The organism is Sphingomonas sp. S-NIH.Pt3_0716 (genome assembly GCF_003950715.1).
Lineage (GTDB): Bacteria > Pseudomonadota > Alphaproteobacteria > Sphingomonadales > Sphingomonadaceae > Sphingobium > Sphingobium yanoikuyae_A.
The window spans coordinates 93,888-118,846 of record NZ_QLJK01000017.1 but is presented as its reverse complement, the minus strand read 5'-3'; the positions used below and the strand labels follow the sequence as shown (position 1 = coordinate 118,846).

The following is a 24,959-nucleotide window of genomic DNA, read 5'->3' as shown; positions in this document are numbered from 1 at the left end:
CCTGCGGGTGGTTGATGACAGCCGTGAATCCCTCAGCGAGGTCGGTTACGCTGCCGGACCCCTCACCCAGCACGAACACCGCCTCGTTCAGCATCGGCAGCAGGATGCGGTTCACCACGAAGCCCGGTGCGTCGAAGGCATGGACCGTGGTCTTGCCGATCTTCGCGGCGAAACCCTCGACCGCGGCGACCGTCTCGGGCGACGTGGCAAGGCCGCGAATGACCTCGACCAGCACCATCACCGGCACCGGATTGAAGAAATGGACGCCGACGAAGCGGCTGGCATCAGGCGCGGCCTGGGCGAGGCGGGTGATCGGGATCGACGAGGTGTTGGTGGCGAGGATGGCGTCGGGCGCCAGTATCTTGCCGACATTGGTGAAGATGGTGCGCTTGACCTCTTCCCGCTCGGTCGCGGCCTCGATCACCAGCTGGGCGCCGGCGAGCGGCGCGATCTCGCCAACCGGGGTGATGCGGGCAAGGGCGGCATCGGCGTCGGCCTGGCCGATCTTTTCCTTCTCGACCGCGCGAGCCAGCAGCTTGGCGATGCCGGCCTTGCCATTTTCGGCGCGGGGCAGGTCGATGTCGGACAGGATCACGTCATAGCCTGCCTGGGCGGCGACCTGGGCAATGCCCGCCCCCATCTGGCCGGCGCCGATCACGCCCACGGTCTTTATGTCGGTCATGTCCCATTCTCCTCACCAAATGTTCGTTCCAGTCACCCCTACCGACAAGTAAGGCCGCGCGCCAAGCCCCTTCGCGGGCGGCGAACGGGCCATCGCGACGGATGGATGGTTCGCCCGCGCGATTTTCCGCCTTTGCGCGAACCGCACGCCATGCTTAATAGCCGCCCATGCCCCTTGCCGATCCCCTGCCAGCGCCCGCATCCGGACGGTTCATCGCCGCCGTGCATCATTTCCCGCTGCGCATCTATTTCGAGGATACGGACCTGTCGGGGCTGGTCTATCACGCCAATTATCTGCGCTATATGGAGCGCGCCCGGTCCGACATGCTGCGCATCGCCGGCATCGACCAGCGCGCCAATCATGAAGGCGGCGAAGGCGTCTATGCCGTCACCGACCTGAAACTCGCCTATCGCCGCCCCGCCCGGCTGGACGATGACCTGATGGTCGTCAGCCAGGTGATGGAGGTGCGGGCCGCCAGCTGCGTCATTCAGCAAAGAGTCATGCGCGGCGAGGACATATTGACCGACGGCGTCATCACCGTCGCCTATCTGACACCCCAGGGACGACCGCAGCGCCAGCCGCGCCCCTGGATCGAGATTTTCAGCCGTTTGATGCGAGGGGAAGACATCCACCCATGAACCTGTCCATGCCTGACGTCGGCGCCGCCGTTGGCGCCGCAGCCGACGCCGCCACCATTTCGCCGCTCGCCCTGTTCCTGCAGGCCGACATCGTCGTGAAGGGGGTGATGCTGGGCCTGTTGCTGGCCAGCATCTGGACCTGGGCGATCATCATCGGCTTCAGCTTCACCCTGCGCAAGGCGAGCAAGCAGAGCCGCGCGTTCGAGGCGGATTTCTGGAAGGCGGACGATATCGACCGCTTCTATGAAGCCCGCGGCAAGGCCGAATTCCCGGCCGCCAAGGTGATGGCCGCCGGCGTCACCGAATGGCGCCGCTCCACCGCGCAGAAGGTGATCGACCGCGACGGCACGCGCGACCGGCTGGCGACCAGCATGTCGAGCACGATCGCGGCCGAGGTCGACCGGCTGTCGGACCGGCTGAACATCCTGGCGACGGTCGGTTCGGTTGCCCCCTTCGTCGGCCTGTTCGGCACCGTCTGGGGCATCATGCGCGCCTTCACCTCAATCGCCGCGGCGCAGAACAGCTCGCTCGCCGTCGTGGCGCCGGGCATTGCCGAGGCCTTGTTCGCGACCGCGATCGGCCTGTTCGCCGCCATCCCGGCGGTGATCGCCTACAACCGGTTCAGCCATGGCATCAACCGGATGGAATCGCGCCTAAACCGCTTTGCCGATGGCTTCTACGCGACGCTGAGCCGCGAGCTTGAGGCCCAGCGCTGATGGCGATGTCTGGCCCTCCATCCGGTCGGCGCGGGCGCAATCGCGCGCCGATGGCGGATATCAACGTGACGCCGCTGGTCGACGTCATGCTGGTGCTGCTGATCATCTTCATGGTGACCGCGCCGTTGCTGGTGACCGGCGTGCCGGTGAACCTGCCCGAGACGCGCGCCAAGGGGCTGGACCAGGATGCCAAGCCGACCGTGGTGTCGATCGATCGCGACGGCGCCATCTATGTCGACGAGGATGTGGTCAGCGACGCCGACCTGCCCGACCGGCTGGCCGAGATCGTGTCGGCCAATGCCGGCAAGCCCGACGCGCCGCAGATCTTCCTGCGGGCGGACACGGCGCTGGATTATGGCCGGGTGATGCGGGTGATGGGCGAGCTCAACCGGGCCGGCCTCAACAAGGTGGCGCTGGTCAGCACCGGCGGGCAGGACGGCGCCGACGATGTCAGCGCAGGTTCAGAATAGGGGCCATAGGTCAAACCGATGGAACGCGCGGAAAAAATCGGCCTTGGCGTTGCGACGGCAGGACATGTCCTGCTGTTCGGCCTGCTGTCGGCCGGGTTCCTGGCGACGCCCAATCCGCTGAAGCTGAACAGCCCGCCGATGGATGTCAGCCTGGTGGACGAGGTGGCGCTGCAATCGACCGCGCCGCGCATCTCGACCGAGCCGCCACCGCCCAGCGTCGCGCCTGAGAAGGGCCCGACCGAGGACGCTGCGCCCGCTGCCCAGCCCGAGCCGGCCCCCGTGCCCGAGCCGACCCCGGCGCCGCCCAAACCAAAGCCGGTCCCGCCCAAGGAAGTCGCGAAGCCCGCGCCGCCCAAGCCGAAACCAACACCGCCGAAGAAGGAAACGCCCAAGGCGGCGCCCAAGCCCAAGCCCAAGCCGGCGCCCGAAAAGCCGGCGGAAAAGCCCAGGGCGAAGCCGGCGCCGGAGAAGCCCAAGGCAGCAGCGGCGGCGCCCGCCAAGGCGAGCGCCAAGCCCGCGCCCAAGGCCGCCAAGCCGGCCGCCGCATCGGGATCGGGCAAGGCCGCGGCCAAGCCCAAGGGATCGCTGCTGGGCAATGATTTCCTCAAAGGCATCGACACCAGCGCCGACGCGCCGCGCAAGCCGGCCGCCGCGCCGCAGGCCGCCGCCATGGGGCCGCAGCAGAAGGCCGCGCTGGACGCCGAGATCCGCCGGCAGCTCAAGCCCAACTGGCGCCCGCCGTCAGGCGCGGATGCCGATCAGCTGGTGACCCTGCTGGAAGTGCGGCTGGACAAGAATGGCGCGGTGATCGGCACGCCCGAAGTGATCGACCAGCTGGGCGTCACCGCCAGCAACCGGCCCCAGGCCAAGCTGCATGCGGAACGCGCGATCCAGGCGGTCAAACTGGCATCGCCCTTCCGCAATTTGCCACCCGAATATTATGAACAATGGAAATGGCTGCGGCCACTCCGCTTTGACGCGAGGCTGACCCGATGACGACGACCCTGCTCCGCCGCCTGGCCGCGGCGACCGCCGCCCTGCTCGCCTTCACCGCCATGCCCGCGCTGGCGCAGCTGTCGGTCGACGTGACCGGCGATATCGACAGCAACCTCAAGATCGCGGTGCCCGCCCTGCCGGCGCAGCAGGATGTGGCGACCCCGGCCGGCACCGCCAATGAACTGGGCCGCAAGATCGCCGAAGTGATCGCCACCGACCTTAAAGGATCGGGCCTGTTCGATCCGTCCGGCCCGGCCGGCATGCCCGCGCTCGCTTTCCCGGAAGTGACCAACCCGGTCTATGACAAATGGGGTGCCTATCAGGCGCTGGTGCAGGGCTTTGTCCGCACCACCGGCGGCGAGGCGGACATTACCGTGGGCTGTTACCTTTATGACGTGGCGCTGAAGCAGGAACTGACGCGCCAGGGCTATGTCGTCGCCCCGCGCGACTGGCGCCGCGCCGCGCATAAATGCGCCGACGCCATCTATGCCCGCCTGTCGGGCGAGAGCCCCTTCTTCGACAGCCGCATCGCCTATATCGCCGAGAGCGGCCCGAAGGATAACCGCGTCAAGCGCCTCGCCATCATGGATTCCGATGGCGCCAACCACCGCTTTATCACCAATGGCCAGTCGATCGCCCTGACCCCGCGCTTCTCGCCCGATTACAAGTCGATCGTCTATGTGAGCTATCTGGGCAGCCGGGTGCGGATCTATGTCTATGACATCGGCACCGGGCAGCAGCGGCTGGTGACCGAAAGCAACAATACGACCTTCGCGCCGCGCTGGTCGCCCGATGGCCGCAACATCCTGTTCTCGATGGCGGTGTCGGGCAATACCGATATCTATCGCGTGTCCGCCCAGGGCGGCGCGCCGGTGCGGCTGACCAATTCGCCGGGCATCGATGTCGGCGGTTCCTATTCGCCCGATGGCCGCCAGATCGTGTTCGAAAGCGACCGGTCGGGCGGACAGCAAATCTATGTGATGAATGCCGACGGGTCGAACCAGCGCCGCATCAGCCATGGTGGCGGCCGCTATGCGACGCCCGAATGGAGCCCGCGCGGCGACCTCATTGCCTTCACCAAGCTGTCGGGCGATTTCAAGATCGCGGTGATGACGCCGAGCGGCGACAATGAGCGCATCCTGACCAATGGCTGGCAGGACGAGCAGCCGACCTGGTCGCCCAATGGCCGCGTGCTGCAATTCTTCCGCACCACGCCGGGCCGCCAGGGCAGCAGCCAGGTGTGGCAGGTCGACCTGACCGGCGTGAACGAACGGCGCATTCCGACGCCGCTCAGCGGCTCCGACCCGGCCTGGGGTCCGTTGCTGCCATAAGTTTTCCACAGCTTTTCGACGCGATAGGGAACCCTATCGTCTTGACAGCGTAACGATTTTTACCAACCATGCTGTTGCCCGTCCGGGTGGCAGCTTGGCGATATCCTTAGGAGACCCCGATGAAGATCACCCGGCCCCTGCTCATGGCAACCGCCGTCCTGGCCCTCGCCGCCTGCTCGAAGAAGCCGCCGGCCGAACTGCCGCCGGCACCGGGCGGCAGCGACACGACCCAGCCGGGCGGTCCGGTTGGCCAGACCGGCCCGGTCAAGGGCAGCCAGGAAGATTTCGTCGCGTCGGTGTCGTCCGACCGCATCTTCTTTGGCCTCGACCAATATGATGTCGATGCCGAGGATCAGGCGACGCTGCAGAGCCAGGCCGCCTGGCTGCAGCAGAACCCCAATGTCCGCATCACCATCGAAGGCCATGCCGACGAACGCGGCACCCGCGATTACAATATCGCGCTGGGCGACCGTCGCGCCAATGCGGCCAAAAATTATCTCGCATCGCTGGGCATTTCGCCCAGCCGCATCAACACCGTGAGCTATGGCAAGGAACGGCCGGCGGCTCTGGGTTCGGACGAGGCAAGCTGGGCGCAGAACCGCCGCGCAGTGACCGTTACCGTCCAATATTGATCCCCGTCGGGTCGCGACTGACGGCTATGGGCCCGCCGATTTCGATCGGCGGGCCCTTATGTTTTTGGGCCAGCCGCGATCTTCGTTCCGTCTTTGCGAAATTCGTTTCCGATATGTGGGACGACCCTATATATGGGACGAAAACAGGAAGCGAAAAAACATATGCAAGATGGCGAAGAGAAGCAGGAACAGGGCGTTAAGGGCACGCAGACGCTGATGCGCGCGCTCGATATCATGGACGAGGTGATCGACGGGCCGATCCGTGCCGCCGATCTGGCCCGCAAGCTGGGCATGAGCAAGACCACCGCGCACCGGCTGGTGCAGGCGCTGAAATCGCGCGACTATCTGGCGGTGACGCGCAACGGCTTCGCGCTCGGCCCCAAGCTGTTGCAGCTGGGCGTGCTGGCCACCGAGCAGATCGACTATGTCCGCGTCGCCCGCCCGTTCATGGAATTACTGTCGGAAAAGACCGGCTTCTGCGTGTTCGTGGGCAAGCGCGAGGGCGACTGGTCGCGCCATCTGGACCGGGTGACCGGCAACCAGCGGCTGCGCGTCGCGACCGCGCCGGGCGATCGTCGTCCGGTCGCCGAGACCGGCCTGGGCAAGGCGCTGCTGCTGGACGAGGATGAAGCGACCTGGGAACGGCTCTATGTCGAGGCCAAGGGCGGCGAGGCCAGCCGCAAGCAGATCGACGCCTATATTGCAGAAATGCGCATCCACAAGGCGCGCGGCGAGGTGCTGCACGACAGCGAACTGGGCGATGGCGTGCGGTCGATCGCGGTGCCGGTGCGCGATGCCAAGGGGCAGATCTGCGTCGCCATCTCGATCGCGAGCGCGGCCCATTATCTGACCGACGATGTCCGCCCGGCGCTGGCCGAGCAGGTGATGAAGTCGGCCGAACAGATCAGCGCCGCGGTGGGCTTCAGCGGCCAGCGCTGAGTTTCCTGACCTCCCAAACAAGAAAATAGGCGCGGTCACCAATGGTAACCGCGCCTTTTGAGGTTGGGGAGGACTGGGAAATTACATCCGGTAGGTCACGCCGAAGGTGAAGGTGCGACCGATGCGGGTTTCGAACAGCGTGTCCTGACGCTGGCTGTCGATATAGAGGCGGTTCTGCTCGTCGGTCAGGTTCTGCGCCTCGACGATGATCTTCAAGCGATCGGTGACATTATAGCTGGCCGACGCATCCATGTAGAAGGTCTTGGCATTGCCCTGAAGGTCGCTGCCCGGCGAGGCCGGAATGCCGCGGATGAACTTGTCGCGGAAGTTGCCGGTGGTGCGGATCGAGAATTTGTCATCCTCATAATAGAGCGTGCCCGACGCGGTGTTGGGCGACAGGCCGACCAGGTCCGCCGTGGTCGTCACGGTCGGCACGCCGTTCACGCTGGCGAGGATATAGTCGATCTTCGACGTGACATGGGTGTAGTTGGCCAGCACGCCGAAATTGCTGAAGAAGCCGTCGAGGAAGGTGAAGGGGATCTGGGCATTGAGCTCGATGCCCTTGAGCTTGCCGCCCGGCGTGTTGAACGGCTGCGACACGGTGAACAGCTCATCCGGCAAGGTGTTGCTGTTTTCCAGCAGGGCGTTGGGAAGGCCGAGCTGGTTGAACGGAATCTGGCTGTTCACATTCTGGATGAAGCTCTTGATATCCTTGTAGAAGAAGGCGGCCGAGAGCAGCGAGCCGGGGCGGAAATACCATTCGACCGCGACGTCGAAGGTGTTGGCGCGGATCGGGTCGAGGAACGGGTTGTTGACATTACCGACGCGGGTGACCGGATTGACGCCGCTGGTCGGGGTCAGCAGGCCGAGTTCCGGACGGGCCATGACCTTCGCGCCGGAGAAGCGGACCAGGACATTCTCGACCGGTTCGACGACGATGTTCGCCGAGGGCAGCCAATCGTCATAGCTGTTGCTGGCGGCGGCGAACTGGCCGGTCAGACCCGTCGGCGAGCTGGCCTGCGCCACGGCGATATAGCCCGACGACAGCATGTCGGTCTTGACGTAGCGCACGCCGACGTCACCGCGAATGCCGAAGCCGATCGCATCGCTGAGATCGAAATTGGCCATGAGATAGCTGCTCATGACCTCTTCGCGCACGCGGCTGCGACCACCACCACATTCCACGCCGCAATAGCGGACATCGTCGAAGCCGAAGGTGTCGGCCCATTTGTCGGGATCGATCGCCGCCCAGCTGGACGGGGCGCCATGGCCCCACAGCTTGCCGACGCCGGTGATGTTGGTGGTGATATCGGCCAGCGTCGTGCCGGCCGGCAGCGCCCGCACCACGGTATCGGCATTATAGGGCCGCAGGAAGGTCGAGAGGAAATTGCTGCGCCGATATTGCGCGCCGCCCTTGATCGAGAAGGCGTCGCTGACCGTCCATTTGAGGTTGATGTCGGCGGTCATGTTGTCGGTGGTGTTCTTCGACGGCTTGCCCTGATAGCTGAAGCCGCCCAGCACGGTGCCATCGGCGCGGCCCGGCGCATAGTTGAAGCTGGCGGGGTCATTGACGTCGATGCCGAAGCCCAAGGTCGGGGTGGTGCCGCCCTTGCTGTAGTCGATCGAGAAACCATCGGTGTCGATCGCGTCCATGAAGGTCTGGAGACGCTTCTTGCCGTCCCAGATGGAGCGGTTGAAGCCGACGATGCCGCTCAGTTCCAGACTGTCGTTGAGGCGACGGCGGAAGTTGAGGTTGGCCTGCTTGAAGGTCGAGACGAAATGATCGACCAGCCCTTCGGAACGGACGTCGACGCCGTCGAACACGCCCTGGACCAGCGAGCCATTCTCGTCGAACTCGATATCGCGCACGGAGGTCATCGGCTGGCCGTTATTGGCGGCCGAGCGGGCGAAGGAGATGGCAGCGATATAATTGTCGCGCCGGGTCACCTCGAACCGCGAATAGAGCATGTCGAGCGAGATGTCGGTATCGTCGTCGGGGTTGAACTGCAGGGTCAGCGACCCGCCGATCCGTTCCTGATTCTGTTCCGAATTGAGGTAGCGCGGAATGCGCGGCAGGAAGGCGCCGCTGCCCGGCGTGTTGGGCAGGTCGTCGCGACGCAGATCATAGATGGCCTGATAGGCGGCACTGGTGCTGGTGCGCGGATTGCCGGTCGAGCAATTGAGCGCATCGGCGCCCTTGGCGGCATTGTCCGCCGGGTTCTGCGGCGCGAAGCCGACCGGCGAGCAGAAGCCGCCATTGGTATTGGCCGACAGGATGTCCACCGCCGAATAGCCGACTTCGCGGATATGGCGCTTCTGATAAGCGACCGAACCGAGGATGCCGAAGCCGCTGTCGCCGAACTTCTTCGATATCAGCAGCGAGGCACGCGGATCGACCTCCTTGGACAGTTCGTTATAGACGCCGCGCGCGGTCATCGAGAGGACGAAATCCTCCTTCTGCTCCATCGGCTTGGGCGCGCTCAGATCGACCGTCGCGCCGAGCGAGCCTTCCTCGACATCGGCCGAGGGGGTCTTGCGCACCGACAGGGCCGAGAAGATTTCGGTCGGGAAGACGTTGAAGTCGAAGCTGCGGCCATTGTTGCCGGCGCCGTAAATGTCCGACGAACCGGTCTGCGACGTGCCTTCCATGCCGTTGATGCGGGTGCGGGTGAAGGCCGGGCCAAGGCCGCGGACCGAGATGTTGCGGCCTTCGCCGCCGTCGCCGCGCTGGAGCGCGATGCCCGGCACGCGCTGCATCGATTCGGCAAGGTTGGAGTCGGGGAACTTGCCGATATCTTCGGCGACGATCGAGTCGATCGCGGCGGCTTCCTGCCGCTTCATGCTGAGCGCACTGTTGAGCGAGGCGCGGAAACCGGTGACGACGATGTCGGCATTTTCCTGGTCGGGCTGTGCCTGCGGCGCCTGGTCCTGCGCAAAGGCCGGCGCGCCCGCCATCATGGCGACGGCCAGCGCGATCACCGACGAACGGCGCGCGGACGCAATACGGCTGTAATGCTCGATCATGACTTCCTCCCCAATGTGCCGGCCCTCGCCAGCATTCCCACTATGTGAAATTTTGTGTCACACTATATTATATTTCACGACATTTCCATAAAAATCATAATATGATCGTAAGTTCCACGATGTGGATCACCATGACGCTGATCGCATTGGATGCAGGGAGGGATTGACCGGAATTTTTTCCCTATATATGGATCATGCTATCAATTTATGAGACCGATCCCATCGTGATCGCGACCGGATTCCTGCTTCCGCCTCTGCACGGGCGGTTTTCTTGGGGGAGCGCGTCTTGGCGCGCTCCCCTATTTGTCTCGTTCAGGATGTTTGCGTCATGCCGCTCAGCACCAGCCTTGCCCTGATCCTGATGGCAGGATCCTCCATCGCCGCGCCGCAGTCCTTCGACCTGTCGTCGAGCAGCGCCACACGGCAGACGCCCTATCAGGCCGGCGGCCATGGCATGGAACCGGGCAGCACCGCAGATGACTTCCTGTTTTCGGTGGCAGTGCCCGACGGCACCTATCGGGTGACGCTGAAGCTGGGCGACCGCAAGGCGGCTGGCGAAACCACGGTCAAGGCGGAGGCGCGGCGGCTGATGCTGCGCAATGTCGCGACCAGGAAGGGCCAGTTCGTCGAACGGCAGTTCCTGGTCAATGTCCGCAGCCCTGCCCTGCCGCCGCCGCCCGCCAATGCACCGGGCGGAACGGCCGTGCGGATCACTGCGGGCGATGCGCGCGAATATACGTGGGACGACCGGCTGACGCTGGAATTTCTGGGCAAGCCGCAGGTCGCTTCGGTGACGATCGAGCCGGTGAGCGCGCCCACGATTTTCCTCGCTGGCGATTCGACCGTGACCGATCAGGCGGCCGAACCGGCGGCGAGCTGGGGCCAGATGCTCCCCGTAATGCTGGACGGCAGCATCGCGGTCGCCAACCATGCCAAGTCGGGCGCAACGCTCAAATCCTTCCTCACCGACCTGCGCTTCGACAAGCTGCTGTCGGCGGTGAAGCCGGGTGACTGGCTGTTCATCCAGTTCGGCCATAATGACCAGAAGCAGGAATGGCCGCAAACCTATGCCGATGCGGCCACCACCTATCCCGCCTATCTGCGCGCCTATATCGCCGAGGTGCGGCGGCGCGGCGCCCATGCGGCGCTGGTGACGTCGCCGGAACGGCGCAATTTCGACGAGAGCGGCCATATCAAGGATACGCTGGGCAGCTATGCCGATGCGGTGCGCAAGTTGGCGGCCGAGGAACGGGTGCCGCTGATCGACCTCAATGCCGACAGCCGTGCCATCTACGAAGCGCTGGGGCCGCAGGTCGCACCCACCGCCTTCAATGATGGCGGCAAGGACAAGACCCATCATAATAATTATGGCGCCTGGCTGCTGGCGAGCGCGGTGGCCGAGCGGATCAGGACGCAGATTCCCGAACTGGCGCCGCATATCGCCGCCGCACCCTTTATGCCGGCCCAACCGCCGAGCGCCCCGCAGGTGGCGATCGTGCCGAGCCGGGCGCATAGCGATGTGCGTCCGGCAGGTAACTGAGCCATGTTGCGGATGAGCCGGCGCGAGATGAGCCTGGGCCTTGCCGCTAGTGCGCTGCTGACGCCCGGCACCGCCTTCCCCTTTGCCGGTCATGCGGCGCGGCGGTTCGACGTGCGCGATCATGGTGCGCGGGGCGACGGCATCGCGATCGACAGCGATGCGATCAATGCGGCGATCCTGGCCGCGTCGCAGGCGGGTGGCGGCACGGTGCTGCTGCCGCGCGGCCGCTATCTCTGCTTCTCGATCCGGCTGAAAAGCCATGTCACCCTGGTCATCGGCGAAGGCGCGGTGATCGAGGCGGCCGATCCGGCGCGCCATGCCGGGCGCTATGATTTGCCCGAGACGGGGATCGACCAGCTTTACCAGGATTTCGGCCATAGCCATTGGCACAACAGCCTGATCTGGGGCGAGGATCTGGTCGAGGTTGCGATTCTTGGCCCCGGCATGATCCATGGCCTGGGCCTGACCCGCGACGGACCGGGCGCGCGCTGGAAGAAGCAGGCGGGCGAACGGCCGCTGTCGATGCGCGGTATGAGCGACGCGCAGATTGCCGAGTTGGAGCCCGATGCCGCCAAGATGAACGGTTTGGGCAACAAGGCGATCGCGCTGAAGAACGGCCGCGACATTCATTTGAACGGCTTTTCGATCCTGAAGGGCGGGCATTTCGCGATCATCGCGACCGGCACCCAGCAATTGCGCATCGACAATCTGGCGATCGACACCGAACGCGACGGTATCGACCTCGATTGCGTGCGCGACGTGGTGGTGGAACGCTGCCGGGTCAATTCGCCCAATGATGACGGCATCGTCGTCAAGAGCAGCTATGCGCTGGGCCGCGCGATCGCATCGGAGAATATCCTGATCCGCGACTGCGACGTGTCCGGTTATGACATGGGATCGATGCTGGATGGCACGAAGCGCACCACGCAGCAGATCGCGCCCGACCAGGACCGGGTCACCGGCCGGATCAAGCTCGGCACCGAGAGCAATGGCGGATATCGCAATATCCGGATCGAGGATTGCCGCTTCACCCGTTGCCGCGGGCTGGCGCTGGAGACGGTCGATGGCGGGGTGATGGAGAATATCGTCGCGCGGCGGCTGACCATGCGCGAGGTGACGACCGCGCCGATCTTCCTGCGCATCGGCGATCGGCGGCGCGGGCCGGACGGCACCGGCATCGGCGCGATCAGCGGCGTGGAAATCAGCGAGGTGGATGCACGCGGGATCGACCACAGATTTGCCGCAAGCATTGCCGGCCTGCCCGGCCATCCGGTGCGCGACGTGACGCTGCGCGACGTGCATCTGGTCTATCAGGGTGGCGGCACGGCGCAGGATGCGGCGCACAGGCCCGCCGAACTGGCCGATGCCTATCCCGAACCCAGCATGTTCGGCGTGCTGCCCAGTTGGGCACTATGGGCGCGCCATGCCGAGCGGCTGACGATCGAGCGTTTTACCGCCGAGACGGCGACGCCCGACGCGCGGCCACCGGCGCTGTTCGATGATGTGACGGGCCTGACGATCCGCAACAGCCCGATCCTGGCGCGCTGAGCCGGACATCGTCCCACCCATTCTTAGCATTTGACGAACATGTGGGACGATGTTACCCAAATATCGGTTTCGAGTTCCATAATATGGTTCACAGGGGAGAGCCGATGTCCGTCCACGCCTTCAAGATGCAGCTCAAGCCCGGCGTGGTCGCGGAATATCGCAAGCGCCATGACGAGATCTGGCCCGAATTGTCGGCGCTGCTGACCGAGTCGGGCATCTACGATTATTCGATCTTCCTGGACGAAGAGACGTTGAGCCTGTTCGCGGTGCTGAAGCTGCGCGAGGACAATAGCCGCGACAGCCTGCCCGACCATCCGGTGATGAAACGCTGGTGGGACTATATGGCGCCGCTGATGGAGGTGCAGCCGAGCAACCAGCCCAAGGAATGGCCGCTGTCGCTGCTGTTCCACATGGATTGAGTGCAGGGACAGGCTGACATCCATGCGTAGCTTCATCGCCGCCCTCGCCCTTGGCACCATGCTGGCCACGCCTGCGCTCGCGCAGCAGGCCAAGCCGACCGCCAATCTCTCCGCGCCGGTCAAGACCTTCGGCCGCGTGTCCTATGATGCGCGATCGCTGATGATCGACGGTAAGCGGATGGTGATCTGGTCGTCGGAATTCCACCATTTCCGCCTGCCTTCGCCCGATCTGTGGCGCGATATCCTCCAGAAGATGAAGGCGAGCGGCTTCAACAGCGTCGCCGTCTATTTCGACTGGGGTTTCCACAGCCCGAAAAAGGGCGTGTACGACTTTAGTGGTATCCGCGACATCGATCGGCTGCTGACGATGGCGGAAGAGGAAGGCCTCTACGTCATCACCCGCGCCGGTCCCTATGTGAATGCGGAACTGTCGCGCGGCGGCTTTCCCGGCTGGCTGGTCAACCAGCGCGCCCGCGCCCGCACCGATGACCCCGATTATATGGCGGCGGCCGACGAGTGGCTGACGAAGGTCAACGCGATCATCGCCAAGCACCAGATCAACAATGATCCCGGCCGCAAATATGGCGTGATCCTGCACCAGATCGAAAATGAGCTGGCGATGACCACGCCGGCGCAGCGGCGCTATATGGATCATCTCTATGCCAAGGCACGGGCCGACGGCATCACCGTGCCGCTGTTCCACAATGACCAGGGCCGCAACGGCTATTGGGCACCCGAGAGCAGCAAGGTGGAGAAGGTCGTCCACGGCCCCAACGACATGTATGCGTTCGACGGCTATCCCGGCGGCACCTGCACCGTGGACGGCAAGCCGACGCGCGGATCAGCCGCGCCCGACTGGGGCTATTATGGTCCCGGCGGCGCCAAGGGCGGCGCCTCCGCTTCACCCGACACGCCCGGATTCCTGGCCGAATTCGGTGGCGGCTGGTTCGACTATTGGGGATCGAACGGCGGCTATGAGTGCAACGCGATCCAGCGTGGCAAGCGGTTCCAGCGCGTCTTCTATGGCACGAACCTCGCCAATGGCATCGGCATCCAGAGCTTCTACATGGGCTATGGCGGCACCAGCTGGGGCTGGCTGCCCGCGCCGGTGGTGTTCAGCAGCTATGATTATGGCTCCGCCATTTCCGAGCCGCGCGAAATCCGCGAGAAGGCGCTGGAGATGAAGCAGTTGGGCGGCCTGATCGCCTCCGTCCCCGACATGGCCGGCATGATCCCGGCCGGGACCCCGGAGATCAGCTCGCCCAATATCCAGGTCTATCATAACAAGAGCCCGGAGACGGACGCGCGCTTCCTGATGGTGACGCACAAGCCGTCCAACGGGCAGACGAGCGACGCTTTCAGCTTCACCGCCGACCTGCCCGATGGCCGCTATACCGTGCCGATGCAGCTTAATGGCTTTGATGCCAAATGGCTGGTCGCGGGCGTGACGCTGGGCGGGCAGCGGCTGGTCTATTCCAGTTCCGAACTCCAGTCGGCGCAGCAGATCGACGGCAGTGACCTGATCCTGCTCTATGGCCGCGCCGGCGAGCCGGGCGAGACGGTGCTGCGCTATGCATCCGCGCCCAAGGTGACGGTGCTGGAAGGCCAGGCGCGCAGCGCGTTCGATGCCGCCAAGGGCGACCTGAAGCTGGATTACGATCATCAGGGCCGCGCCGTGGTGCGGATCGAGGGGGGCGGGCGTCCGCCGCTGACCCTGATCCTGGCCGACGAGGCAGAGGGTGCGCGTTACTGGCGCGAGCAGAACATGCTGGTGCGCGGGCCGGCGCTGGTGCGCAGCGCTGTCGCCAGGGGCGGTTCGTTGGTGCTGACCGGTGACACGGCTGCCGCCAGCCCGCTCGAAATCTGGGCGCCCAGGGCGGTCCGCTCGGTCAGCTGGAACGGCGCGAAGGTGACGACGAAGGCGACGGCCAACGGCAGCATCGCCGCGGTCCAGCCGCTCGCCGGCCCGGCCGACGTCGCGCTGCCGGCGCTCAACGACTGGCGCATGGCGCAGGGTTCGCCCGAGGCGCAGCCCGGTTTCGACGACAGCAACTGGCAGGCGATCGACAACCGATCCTATGCCAGCACCACCGCCAAGCCCGATGGCCAGCCCAATATGCTGATGGACGCCTATGGCTTCCATGATGGCGATGTCTGGTATCGCGGTCGCTTCACCGGGTCGCCCGATGCCAAGGCGCTGTCGCTTTATTATGGCGCGGGCGGTTCGGGGCTGGTGCAGGCCTGGGTCGACGGCAAGTTCCTGGGCGAAGGCGAGACGCCCGGCGGCCTGCCGCGGCCGATCACCACCGGCACGGCCCGCTTCGCCCTGCCGGCGGAGGCGCAGGCGGCGGGCGAGCATGTCCTTTCCGTCATGGTCCGCAACAATGGCCATAATTGGGATCTGGACAGCGACGATTTCCACAAGGAAGCGCGCGGCCTGGTGTCCGCATCGCTGGAGGGCGGCCCGAGCGGGCGCAGCTTCGCGGTGCCGATCAACTGGAAGATCCAGGGCAAGCAGGGCGGCGAGGATCTGCCCGATGTCGCCCGTGGTCCGGCCAATAATGGCGGCCTTTATGGCGAGCGGATGGGCTGGCACCTGCCCGGCTTCAACGACAGCGCATGGGCCAAGGCCAGCGTGCCCGCGACCCAGGCGGCGGCCGGGACGAGCTGGTATCGCACCAGCTTTGCCCTCAGCGTGCCCAAGGGGCAGGACGCGACCATTGGCCTCAGCTTCGGCGACGCCAGCAAGCCGCGTTCGCCGGTCCGTTACCGTGTGCTGGTCTTCGTCAACGGCTGGAACATGGGGCAGTTCATCGCCCATGTCGGGCCGCAGCGGACCTTCCCCATTCCCGAAGGCATCCTGAACCACAGGGGCCAGAACCATGTCGCGCTGGCCGTCACATCCGACGGTCAGCCGGGCGATGCGCTCGAAGCCGTGCGCCTCGTCACCCTACGCAATGTGAAAGGCGGTCTGCCGGTGCAGATGGTGACCGCGCCAAACGCACCTTCAGACCTCAAGGAGACCAAGTAAGTGGCCGCTCTCACCCATGATGTACCGCGCCAGCAGGTCGTCGAATCCATCGACCGGCTGATGGACAATCTCGTCAATATCAAGGACGAGACAGGCGAATTCCTGCTCCATCTGGAAGATGGTCGCATCATCGACACCAAGGGCTGGGCCGGATGGGAATGGACCCATGGCGTCGGCCTGTTCGGCATGTGGCGCTATTTCGAGCAGACCGGCGACCAGAAGGCGCTGGGCATCATCAAGCAGTGGTTCGAGGATCGCTTTGCCGAAGGCACGCCGACCAAGAATATCAACACGATGGCCCCGTTCATCACGCTGGCCTATCTGTATGAATATGAGCCCGATCCGCGCTACATCCCCTATCTGGACGTCTGGGCCGAATGGCTGATGGCGGCCGATGGCCTGCCCAAGACCGAGGAAGGCGGGTTCCAGCACATCGTCTATAATGACGTGAATCCCGGCGAGATGTGGGACGACACGCTGATGATGTCGGTGCTGCCGCTGGCCAAGATCGGCCTGCTGCTGGGTCGCCCGGCCTATGTCGAGGAAGCCAAGCGCCAGTTTCTGGTCCATATCAAATATCTGTTCGACAAGAAGACCGGCCTGTGGTTCCACGGCTGGGATTTCAACGGCCGCCACAATTTCGCCGAAGCGCTGTGGGCGCGCGGCAATTGCTGGGTGACGATCGCCATCCCCGAGATCATCGAGATCCTGGACCTGAAGGAAGGCGATTTCTTCCGCACCTTCCTGATCGACACGCTGGCCGCCCAGGTGAAGACGTTGGCGCAGACGCAGGACGCCGAGACCGGCCTGTGGCACACGCTGATCGTCGATCCGACCAGCTATCTGGAAGCATCGGCCACCGCCGGCTTTGCCTATGGCATATTGAAGGCCGTGCGTAAGGGCTATCTGCCCCGTCATTATGAAGCAGTCGGCATCAAGGCGGTGCGCGGCGTGCTGGCGAACATCGACGAGACCGGCGAGCTGCAGCAGGTGAGCTTCGGCACGGCGATGGGCGACACGATGCAATTCTACAAGGACATCGCGCTCACCTCCATGCCCTATGGCCAGAGCCTGGCCATGTGCGCACTCGGCGAGTTCCTGCGCACCTATATCTGAGTCACGGGAAACGGGGATCGAGGGGTAAATGGAAGGACCGATCGATCGCCGTTTCCTGCTGAAAGGTGCCGCCGGCATATCCATGCTGGCGGCACTTCCCGCCTTCGGCCGCGCCCTGCTGCAGGGCATAGTGAATGTCCGCGATTTCGGCGCGAAGGGCGATGGTAGCCATATCGACAGCCCCGCGATCGACCGGGCGATCGCCTTTGCCGCAGAGCGCGGCGGCGGGACCGTCTATGTGCCCCCCGGCCGCTATGCCTGCTATACCATACACCTGAAGAGCAACATCACCCTGTGGCTGGACCGGGGCGCCACCCTGCTGGCCGCATCAGTGCCGCTGACGGGCCTCGCCAGCGGCGGCTATGACGCGGCCGAGCCGCAGGATCCGGCGATCGCGCCCTATCAGGATTATGGCCATAATCACTGGCGCAACAGCCTGATCCATGGCGAGGGGCTGCATGATATCGCGATCTGCGGCGACGGGCTGATCTGGGGCAAGGGGCTGAGCCGGGGGCATCCCGATACGGATCGGCCGGCCGCCGAACTGCCCGGCGTCGGCAACAAGGCAATCGCGCTCAAGAACTGTCGCAATGTCGCGCTGCGGGACTTTTCCATTCTGGAGGGCGGGCATTTCGCCCTGCTGGCTACCGGGGTCGACAATCTGCTGATCGACAACCTCACCGTCGACACCAACCGCGACGGCTTCGACATCGACTGCTGCCGCAATGTGCGGGTGAGCAACTGCACGCTCAACACCCCCTATGACGATGCGATCGTGCCCAAGTCCAGCTATGCGCTGGGCTATCCCCGTGCGACCGAGAATGTGACCATCACCAACTGCCATGTCAGTGGCTCCTATGTCGTCGGCACGCTGCTGGACGGGACGTTCCGGCCGCTCGCGCGCAATCGCGACACCTGGCTGCTGGGCCGGATCAAGTGCGGCACCGAAAGCAATGGCGGGTTCAAGAATATCACGATCAGCAATTGCGTGTTCGACCAATGCTGGGGGCTGGCGCTGGAAACGGTGGACGGCGCGGTGATGGAGGATGTGACGATCAGCAACATCGCCATGCGCGGCTGTCACAGCCCGGCCCTGTTCCTGCGACTGGGCCGGCGGATGCGCGGGCCGGCCGGCGCGGCGGTGGGATCGATGCGGCGGGTGCTGATCGACAATATCACCTGCCAGAGCGGATCGATGCTGCCGTCGATCATCGCGGGGGTGGCCGGTCATCCGGTCGAGGACGTCCAGATCAGCAATATCTTCATCGACCAGCCGGGCGGCGGCGACGCGGCGATGGCGGCGATCGATCCACCGGCGAAGGAAGAGGATTATCCCGATCCCGATCGGTTCGGGCCGTTGCCGGCGAGCGGCTTCTTCATCCGTCATGCCCGCAATCTGGACCTGAGCCATGTCGAGGTGCGGACGCGGGCAGCGGACGCGCGTCCGGCCTTCTGGCTGAAACATGTCGAGGGGTTTGACGGATCCTATCTGAAGATGCCGGGCGGCGCGGGTGCCTTCCAGCTGGAGCATGTGACCGGCTTTCGCAGCAGCGCGATCCGCGACCTGCCGGACCGGCGGATCGACACGGTCGGCATGGTGCGTTTCTGATGCGCTGGTGGCTGGCGCTGCTGCTGCTCGGCGCGACGCCGGCGCAGGCGGCGGACTGGGTGCGGTCGGTGGCGCAGCGGGGAGATTTCCCGCTGGTGGCGCAGGGACAGGCGGCGCGGATCGTCACCGACCCGGCCGACGACGCCGTGGTAGGAATCGCCGCCGAGGATCTGAAGCAGGATATTGGCCGGGTCACCGGGGCCACGGAGGGCGGCGCGGCACAGGTCTGGATCGGCACGCTGGGGCATAGCGAAGCGATCGACCGGCTGGTGGCGGACAAGCGGATCGATGTCGCGAAGCTGAAGGGCGCGTGGGAGAGTTTCCTGATCCTGCCGGTCGAGCGGCCTGCACCCGGCGTGGCGCGCGCGCTGCTGATCATTGGCAGCGACCGGCGTGGCACCGCCTATGGCGCCTATGAACTGTCGCGCGCGATCGGCGTGTCGCCCTGGCACTGGTGGGCGGATGTGACGCCGCTGCATCGCGACGCGCTCTATGTGGCGAAGGATGCCCGGCGGTTCGGGCCGCCTTCGATCAAATATCGCGGTATCTTCCTGAATGACGAGGATTGGGGGCTGGTGCCCTGGGCGGCGGGCACACATGCGCCGGACGAGAAGCCGCTGGGGCCTAAGACTTATGCACAGGTCTTCGAGCTGCTGCTGCGGCTGAAGGCCAATCTGCTGTGGCCCGCGATGCACAAGGTGACGACGCCCTTCAATGCCGACCCGGCCAACGCAGCACTGGCCGATCGCTATGCCATCATCATGGGGTCGAGCCATGCCGAGCCGATGCTGCGCAACAATGTCGGCGAATGGACCGCGCCGGCCGAGGATTTCGATTATCTCAAGAACCCCGACGGGGTGCGGCGCTATTGGGATGCGCGGGTGCGCAGCAACGCCCGCTATGAGAACATCTGGACACTGGGGATGCGCGGCATCCATGACAGTGGCATGGTGGGCCCCAAGACGGTCGAAGAGCGGCGCGCCACGCTGGAGCGCATCTTTGCCGACCAGCGGGCGATGCTGGCCAGGGCCGGTGCGGCGGACGCCCCGCAGGTCTTCACGCCCTATAAGGAAGTGCTGGACGTCTATCGCGCGGGCCTCAAGGTGCCGGACGATGTGACGCTGATGTGGCCGGACGATAATTTCGGCTATATCCGCCACTTCCCGGATGCCGCCGAGCGGGCGCGCAAGGGTGGGTCGGGCGTCTATTATCACCTCTCCTATCTGGGTGCGCCGCTCTCCTACCTATGGTTATCCACAACCCCACCGGCGCTGATCCGGGAGGAAATGGGGCGTGCCTGGGATGCCGGCGCGCGGCAGGTCTGGGTCGCCAATGTCGGCGACTTGAAGCCGGCGGAGCTGGCCACCGACTATTTTCTGAGCCTCGCCTGGGCTGTGGATAAAGTGCGAGCAAAGCCTGTGGATAAGTTTGTGGAAGACTGGGCGGCGGAGAATGTCGCTGCCGCGCAGGCACCCGCCATTGCGGAGATATTGCGCGATTATCACCAGCTGAATTTCGCCCGGCGGCCCGAGCATCTGCAATGGAATCTGCCTGTGGATAAGTATCGGCAAAGCCCGCTGACGATCGGCGAGGCGGATGAACGGCTGGCGGCGTTCGCGGCGATGGAGACGGGGCTGGCAAAGGTCGAGCCGGCGATCCCGGCCGAGCGGCGCGACGCTTTCTACGAATTGCTGGCCTATCCGGTGCGGGCATCGGCGGCGGCCAACCGGCGTTTCTTTTCCGCCGAGGCGCATGACCGGCTGCGCGACAGCGACCTTGCCGAGGCGACGCGGCGCGGCAGGATCGCGCATGAAGCAGACAGCGAAATTGACAGGCTGACGACCTATTATAACCGCGAACTGGCGGGCGGAAAATGGCGCGGAATCATGGCGGTGGAGCCGGCGGACGGGCAATGGCGCAGCTATCGCCAGACGCCGGTGATCCTGCCGCCGGTCGATGCGCCGGCGTCGCCGGCCGGACCGGCGAAGGCGCAGCCAGCCGCCCCTGCCCTGCCGCTGCTGACGCCGGACCGATTCGCCGGATGGTCGCGCGTGGAGGGGCTGGGTCGCCATGGCGCGATGCTGGCGCCAAGCGGGAAGAAAGAAGCCAGCCGCGCGACGATCGACCTGCCGCTGGGCGAATGGACCGTGCTTGTGGATATCCTGCCGACCTATGCCAACCGGGATGGCGATGCGCTGCACCTGGCCATCGGCATCGATGGCGTGACACAGGCACTGGAGAGTCGGCGCGAGACCGGCAGTCGCGACTGGGCGATGGGGGTGCTGGACAATCGCGCGACCATGACGTTAACGCAACGATTGAGCGGCGGGCGCCATGTGGTGACGCTGGAGCGCGCCGATCCCGGCGTGCTGATCGAGGCAATCCGCTTCGTGCCGGCGACCGCAGAAAAGGCCGAGAACGGCTTGCATTAGTCTCATATCGTGTGATAGCCGTTCACTATGTGGCATATATCTCATATGCCCGCGCGCGTCAGAACAAGAGCCCAAGCGCCGATCATTGCCCTAGGCGGAGGACCTGAATTGCCCGAGACTGCCCCATCCACCGCGCGTCCCGTCCGCCTGCAAAATTACCTCGCCTATGGCTCCAACGACGTGCTGGGCGCGGGATCGATGGCGGTCATTTCCGGCTGGGTGCTGATCTTCTACACGCAATTCTGTGGCCTTAGCGCCGGGCAGGCAGCGACCATATTTGCCGTCGCGCGCATCCTGGACGCCTTCGCCTCGCCGATGATCGGCTATATTTCCGACCATTTCGGCGGCACTTGGCTGGGCCGCAAGTTCGGCCGCCGTCGCTTCTTCATCCTGGCGGCGATTCCGCTGTTGCCGAGCTTTGCATTGATGTGGCTGCCGGGTCAGGGCTTCTGGTATTATCTGGTCAGCTATGTGCTGTTCGAGCTGGTCTATGCGATGGAGATCATTCCGTTCGAGACCCTCGCCGCAGAAATGTCGACCGACTATCGCACCAAGGCAAAGTTCGCCGGGTCTCGCATATTGTTCGGTCAGGCATCGGCAATCCTGGCCGGCTTCCTGCCGCTGTGGCTGATCAACGCGCTGGGCCGCGACAGCGCCGACACCTTCTTCTACATGGGCATTATCTTTGCCGCCCTGTTCATGGTCACGGCGGGGCTGCTCTATCTGTTCAGCTGGGAACGGCATCTGCCCGGATCGGCCGAGGCGATCGGCCAGCGTCCGGTCGGCGCGGGCGGGCCGGGACAGGCGCTGAAGGCGCTCTACCGCAACCTGTTTTCGACCATGCGCATCCGCGCCTTCCGCCTGCATCTGGGCATGTATCTGGGTGGCTATATCAGCCAGGACATCTTCAACGCGGCCTTCACCTTCTTCGTGATCTTCGCGCTGGCCGGATCGACGGCGATCGCATCGGGCCTGCTGGGCACCATGTATATCGTCCAGTTCGTGGCCGTGATCATCGCCATCAACCTGGCGCTGCGCGCGTCGCCGGCCAAGGCCTATCAGGTCGCCGCCGCCGACTTCGCCGTCGGCTGCCTGACGCTGATCGGCCTGTGGTTTGCGGGCGTGCCGGCGACCAGCCCGTGGATCTGGCTGCCGATCATCCTGTGCGGCCTGGGCCGCGGCGCGCTCAACTATATCCCCTGGGCGACCTACAACTATATGGCCGATGTCGACGAGATCGTGACCGGCCAGCGCCGCGAAGGCAGCTTTGCCGGGGTCATGACCTTCGTCCGCAAGGCGACGCAGGCCGCCGCTGTCGCGGGCGTGGGCTTCATCATGCAGGCCGGCGGCTTCGTGTCGGGCGCGGCGGAACAGAGCCATGGCGCGATCCTGACCATGGCGCTGCTGCTGGGCGTGGGCACGGTCGGCTGCCTGGGGCTGGGCATCTGGGTTTCGACCAAGTTCCGCCTGAGCCCGGCGACGCACGACATATTGATGCGCGAGATCGAGCATCTGCGCAGCGGTGCGCGCACGCCGACGTCGCCGGTCGCGGCCGAAGTGGTCGAGGATCTGTCGGGCTGGCGCTATGACCAGCTGTGGGGCCGCAACCCGGTCGCGCAATAAGGGCCGGTCGGACAATAAGGGAGAGGGACATGGGCAAGAGGATGCTGTTGGATGCGGCGCTGCTGGCGATGGTCGCCGCATCGCCGGCGCAGGCCCAATATTGGTCGCGCAGCTGGATGGCGGCGCCCTTGGTCAACCGTGCCCCGCCCGAGAAGCATCCCGACCTCAATGACCGCACCGTCCGCCAGGTGGTGCGCCTGTCGAGCGGCGGGCAGCGCATCCGCATCCGCCTGTCGAACGAGATGTCGGTCAGTCCGCTGCTGGTGGGCAGCGTGCATGTCGCGCTGGCCGGCGAGAATGGCGCGATCGTGCCGGGCAGCGACCATGTCGTGACCTTCAACCAGGCGCAGGGTGCGACCATTCCCGCGCGCGCGCCATTGCTGAGCGATCCGATCGACCTGGCGGTCAAGCCGCTGACCCGGATCAGCATTTCCATCCATTTGCCGCAGGGCGCGGCGGATGCGACCGTCCACAGCTATTCGGCGGCGACGACCTGGACCGCGCCGGGCGACCAGACGGGTGCGCAGACGCTGACCAGCCCGACCGTCATCGGGCCGCGCGTGGTGATTTCCGCGGTCGAGGTCGACAATGCCAAGCGCGGCACGGCGATCGTGACGCTGGGCGATTCCATCACCGACGGCGTGCGCGCCACCCCCGACAGCAACCGGCGCTGGCCCGACCTGCTGGCCGAGCGGCTGCAGAAGGCGGGTCGCAAGAGCGTCGGCGTCGCCAATGCCGGGATCAGCGCCAACCGGCTGCTGAGCGAGGCGGATGGCTATAATGCACTGGCCCGGTTCGACAGCGATGTGCTGGCGGTGCCGGGCGTCACCCATGTCGTCATCCTGGAAGGGGTGAATGACCTGGGCGGGGCGGCGCGCGACAAGCGCCCGATGCTGACGCCGCAGACCGTCATCGGCGCCTATCGCCAGATGATCGCGCGAGCGCATGACCGCAATATCAAGGTCATTTTGGCAACCATCCTGCCCTATAAGGGCGCGGGCTATTGGAGCGCGGAGGGCGATGCGGTGCGTATCGCCGTCAATGACTGGATCCGCACGACCAAGGAGGCCGACGGCTTCGTCGATCTGGCCAGGGCGGTGGCCGATCCGGCCGATCCGTCGCGCATGGCCAAACCCTATGATGTCGGCGACGCGCTGCACCCCAATGACGAAGGCTTCCGCGTCATGGCCGATGCATTCGACCTGAGGCTGTTCAAATGATCGCGTCGCTGCTGTTGATGGCCGCCGCCGCGAGCGGGCCGGTGGCGCCCAAGCCGCTGCTGCGCGATCCGGTACATGATGGCGCGGCCGATGCGTCGACCGTCTATGATCGCAAGAGCGGCGAATGGGTGATGTTCTACACCAATCGCCGCGCCGACCTGCCCATGGAGGACGCCAAGGATGTCCGCTGGGTCCATGGCACGGCGATCGGCACGGCGCGGTCGAAGGATGGCGCGAAGTGGCGCTACAGCGGCACCGCGACGATCCCGACCAGTTGCACCGGCGAGACGCTGTGGGCGCCCGAAGTGCAGTGGCTGGAAGGCCAGTGGCATATGTGGCTGACGGTGGTGCCGGGCGTCTATCGCGACTGGAATGCGCCGCGCTTCATCGTCCATCTGACCAGCCCGGACCTCAAGAGCTGGACCTGTGGTGAGCGGCTCGACCTCGGCTCCGACCGGGTGATCGATGCCAGCGTATTGGCGTTACCGGGCGGCGGCTATCGGCTGTTCTTCAATGACGAGCGGATGAACAAGGCGATCCGCACCGCCGACAGCAGCGACCTCATTCACTGGAGCGTCAAGGACCGGCTGACCGACACGCCGGGCGAAGGCCCCAAGGCGTTTCGCTGGAAGGGCAAATATTGGCTGATCTCCGACGCGTGGAAGGGGCTGCTGGTGATGCGCTCCGACGACGGGACGCACTGGACGCGCCAGCCGGACTATATATTGGCGACGCCCGGCAAGGCACCGACCGACCGGGCCAAGGGCCAGCATCCCGATATCATCGTGTCGGGCGACCGCGCCTATATCATCTATTTCGTCCATCAGGAGGGCGAGGATGAAGCGAAGGCCAATCCCGACTGGAAACGGCGGTCGGTGCTGCAGATCGCCGAACTGACCGAGAAGGACGGGATCGTCAGCGTCGATCGCGATGCGCCGGCGCATATACGACTAAAGCCCTGATCGCCGCGATTTTCCTTGTCGGGAAAACCGG

Annotated in this window: 19 protein-coding genes; 17 read left to right on the top strand and 2 right to left on the bottom strand. The window is 65.1% G+C overall.

The window, feature by feature from the left end:
• The coding region (locus tag BRX37_RS15175; protein ID WP_125987983.1) for a 3-hydroxyacyl-CoA dehydrogenase family protein at positions 1-682 on the bottom strand (682 nt) is incomplete at its 3' end.
• Positions 683-849: 167 nt separating this feature from the next.
• Here BRX37_RS15175 and BRX37_RS15170 point away from each other — a divergent pair.
• The 7 genes from BRX37_RS15170 to BRX37_RS15140 all read left to right on the top strand — a co-directional run bounded on the left by BRX37_RS15170 (position 850) and on the right by BRX37_RS15140 (position 6,404).
• On the top strand, positions 850-1,320 hold the full coding sequence (locus tag BRX37_RS15170; RefSeq protein ID WP_004209371.1) for a YbgC/FadM family acyl-CoA thioesterase: 471 nt from the start codon (positions 850-852) through the stop codon (positions 1,318-1,320).
• Positions 1,317-2,036: a protein TolQ gene (gene tolQ / locus BRX37_RS15165; protein WP_004209370.1), complete on the top strand. Its 720-nt coding sequence runs from the start codon at positions 1,317-1,319 to the stop codon at positions 2,034-2,036. The genes BRX37_RS15170 and tolQ overlap by 4 nt, the downstream gene beginning before the upstream one ends.
• Positions 2,036-2,506: a protein TolR gene (gene tolR / locus BRX37_RS15160; RefSeq protein ID WP_004209369.1), complete on the top strand. Its 471-nt coding sequence runs from the start codon at positions 2,036-2,038 to the stop codon at positions 2,504-2,506. Before tolQ ends, tolR begins: the two co-directional genes overlap by 1 nt.
• Before the next feature lie 18 nt (positions 2,507-2,524).
• Positions 2,525-3,502 carry an energy transducer TonB gene (locus BRX37_RS15155; protein WP_125987981.1) on the top strand — a complete coding sequence of 326 codons (978 nt, stop codon included), beginning with the start codon at positions 2,525-2,527 and terminating at the stop codon, positions 3,500-3,502.
• On the top strand, positions 3,499-4,833 hold the full coding sequence (tolB, locus tag BRX37_RS15150) for a Tol-Pal system beta propeller repeat protein TolB (RefSeq protein WP_037519409.1): 1,335 nt from the start codon (positions 3,499-3,501) through the stop codon (positions 4,831-4,833). The genes BRX37_RS15155 and tolB overlap by 4 nt, the downstream gene beginning before the upstream one ends.
• A gap of 119 nt (positions 4,834-4,952) precedes the next feature.
• A complete protein-coding gene (gene pal / locus BRX37_RS15145; protein ID WP_125987979.1) occupies positions 4,953-5,465 on the top strand; it encodes a peptidoglycan-associated lipoprotein Pal in 513 nt (170 codons plus the stop codon).
• A 162-nt stretch (positions 5,466-5,627) separates the two neighbouring features.
• Positions 5,628-6,404 (top strand): IclR family transcriptional regulator, encoded by a 777-nt coding sequence (locus BRX37_RS15140; RefSeq protein ID WP_125987977.1) that lies wholly within the window; start codon positions 5,628-5,630, stop codon positions 6,402-6,404.
• An 81-nt stretch (positions 6,405-6,485) separates the two neighbouring features.
• Here the strand turns inward: BRX37_RS15140 and BRX37_RS15135 are convergent, their stop codons facing one another.
• Positions 6,486-9,428, bottom strand: coding sequence for a TonB-dependent receptor (locus BRX37_RS15135; protein WP_125987975.1), 2,943 nt, complete (start codon positions 9,426-9,428; stop codon positions 6,486-6,488).
• 328 nt (positions 9,429-9,756) lie between these two features.
• Here BRX37_RS15135 and BRX37_RS15130 point away from each other — a divergent pair, with 328 nt between their 5' ends.
• From BRX37_RS15130 to BRX37_RS15085, 10 genes are all read left to right on the top strand, one after another.
• Complete coding sequence (locus BRX37_RS15130) at positions 9,757-10,968, top strand: rhamnogalacturonan acetylesterase (protein WP_125987973.1); 1,212 nt, start codon at positions 9,757-9,759, stop codon at positions 10,966-10,968.
• Between the two features lie 12 nt (positions 10,969-10,980).
• Positions 10,981-12,516, top strand: a complete 1,536-nt coding sequence (locus tag BRX37_RS15125) for a rhamnogalacturonidase (protein WP_125987991.1) — start codon at positions 10,981-10,983, stop codon at positions 12,514-12,516.
• A gap of 104 nt (positions 12,517-12,620) precedes the next feature.
• Positions 12,621-12,935, top strand: a complete 315-nt coding sequence (locus BRX37_RS15120; protein WP_004209361.1) for an L-rhamnose mutarotase — start codon at positions 12,621-12,623, stop codon at positions 12,933-12,935.
• Positions 12,936-12,957: 22 nt separating this feature from the next.
• On the top strand, positions 12,958-15,966 hold the full coding sequence (locus tag BRX37_RS15115; RefSeq protein ID WP_125987971.1) for a glycoside hydrolase family 35 protein: 3,009 nt from the start codon (positions 12,958-12,960) through the stop codon (positions 15,964-15,966).
• Positions 15,967-17,082 carry a beta-galactosidase BglB gene (bglB, locus tag BRX37_RS15110; RefSeq protein WP_125987969.1) on the top strand — a complete coding sequence of 372 codons (1,116 nt, stop codon included), beginning with the start codon at positions 15,967-15,969 and terminating at the stop codon, positions 17,080-17,082.
• Positions 17,083-17,110: 28 nt separating this feature from the next.
• Positions 17,111-18,691, top strand: a complete 1,581-nt coding sequence (locus BRX37_RS15105; protein ID WP_125987967.1) for a rhamnogalacturonidase — start codon at positions 17,111-17,113, stop codon at positions 18,689-18,691.
• Positions 18,691-21,123 (top strand): glycosyl hydrolase 115 family protein, encoded by a 2,433-nt coding sequence (locus tag BRX37_RS15100; protein WP_125987965.1) that lies wholly within the window; start codon positions 18,691-18,693, stop codon positions 21,121-21,123. Before BRX37_RS15105 ends, BRX37_RS15100 begins: the two co-directional genes overlap by 1 nt.
• Positions 21,124-21,231: 108 nt before the next feature.
• Positions 21,232-22,746, top strand: a complete 1,515-nt coding sequence (locus BRX37_RS15095) for an MFS transporter (RefSeq protein ID WP_125987963.1) — start codon at positions 21,232-21,234, stop codon at positions 22,744-22,746.
• A 29-nt stretch (positions 22,747-22,775) separates the two neighbouring features.
• The gene (locus BRX37_RS15090; protein WP_125987961.1) at positions 22,776-23,966 is read left to right on the top strand and encodes an SGNH/GDSL hydrolase family protein; all 1,191 of its coding nucleotides are present in this window, start codon (positions 22,776-22,778) and stop codon (positions 23,964-23,966) included.
• The gene (locus tag BRX37_RS15085; RefSeq protein WP_125987959.1) at positions 23,963-24,928 is read left to right on the top strand and encodes a glycoside hydrolase family protein; all 966 of its coding nucleotides are present in this window, start codon (positions 23,963-23,965) and stop codon (positions 24,926-24,928) included. The genes BRX37_RS15090 and BRX37_RS15085 overlap by 4 nt, the downstream gene beginning before the upstream one ends.
• Positions 24,929-24,959: the final 31 nt, after the last annotated feature.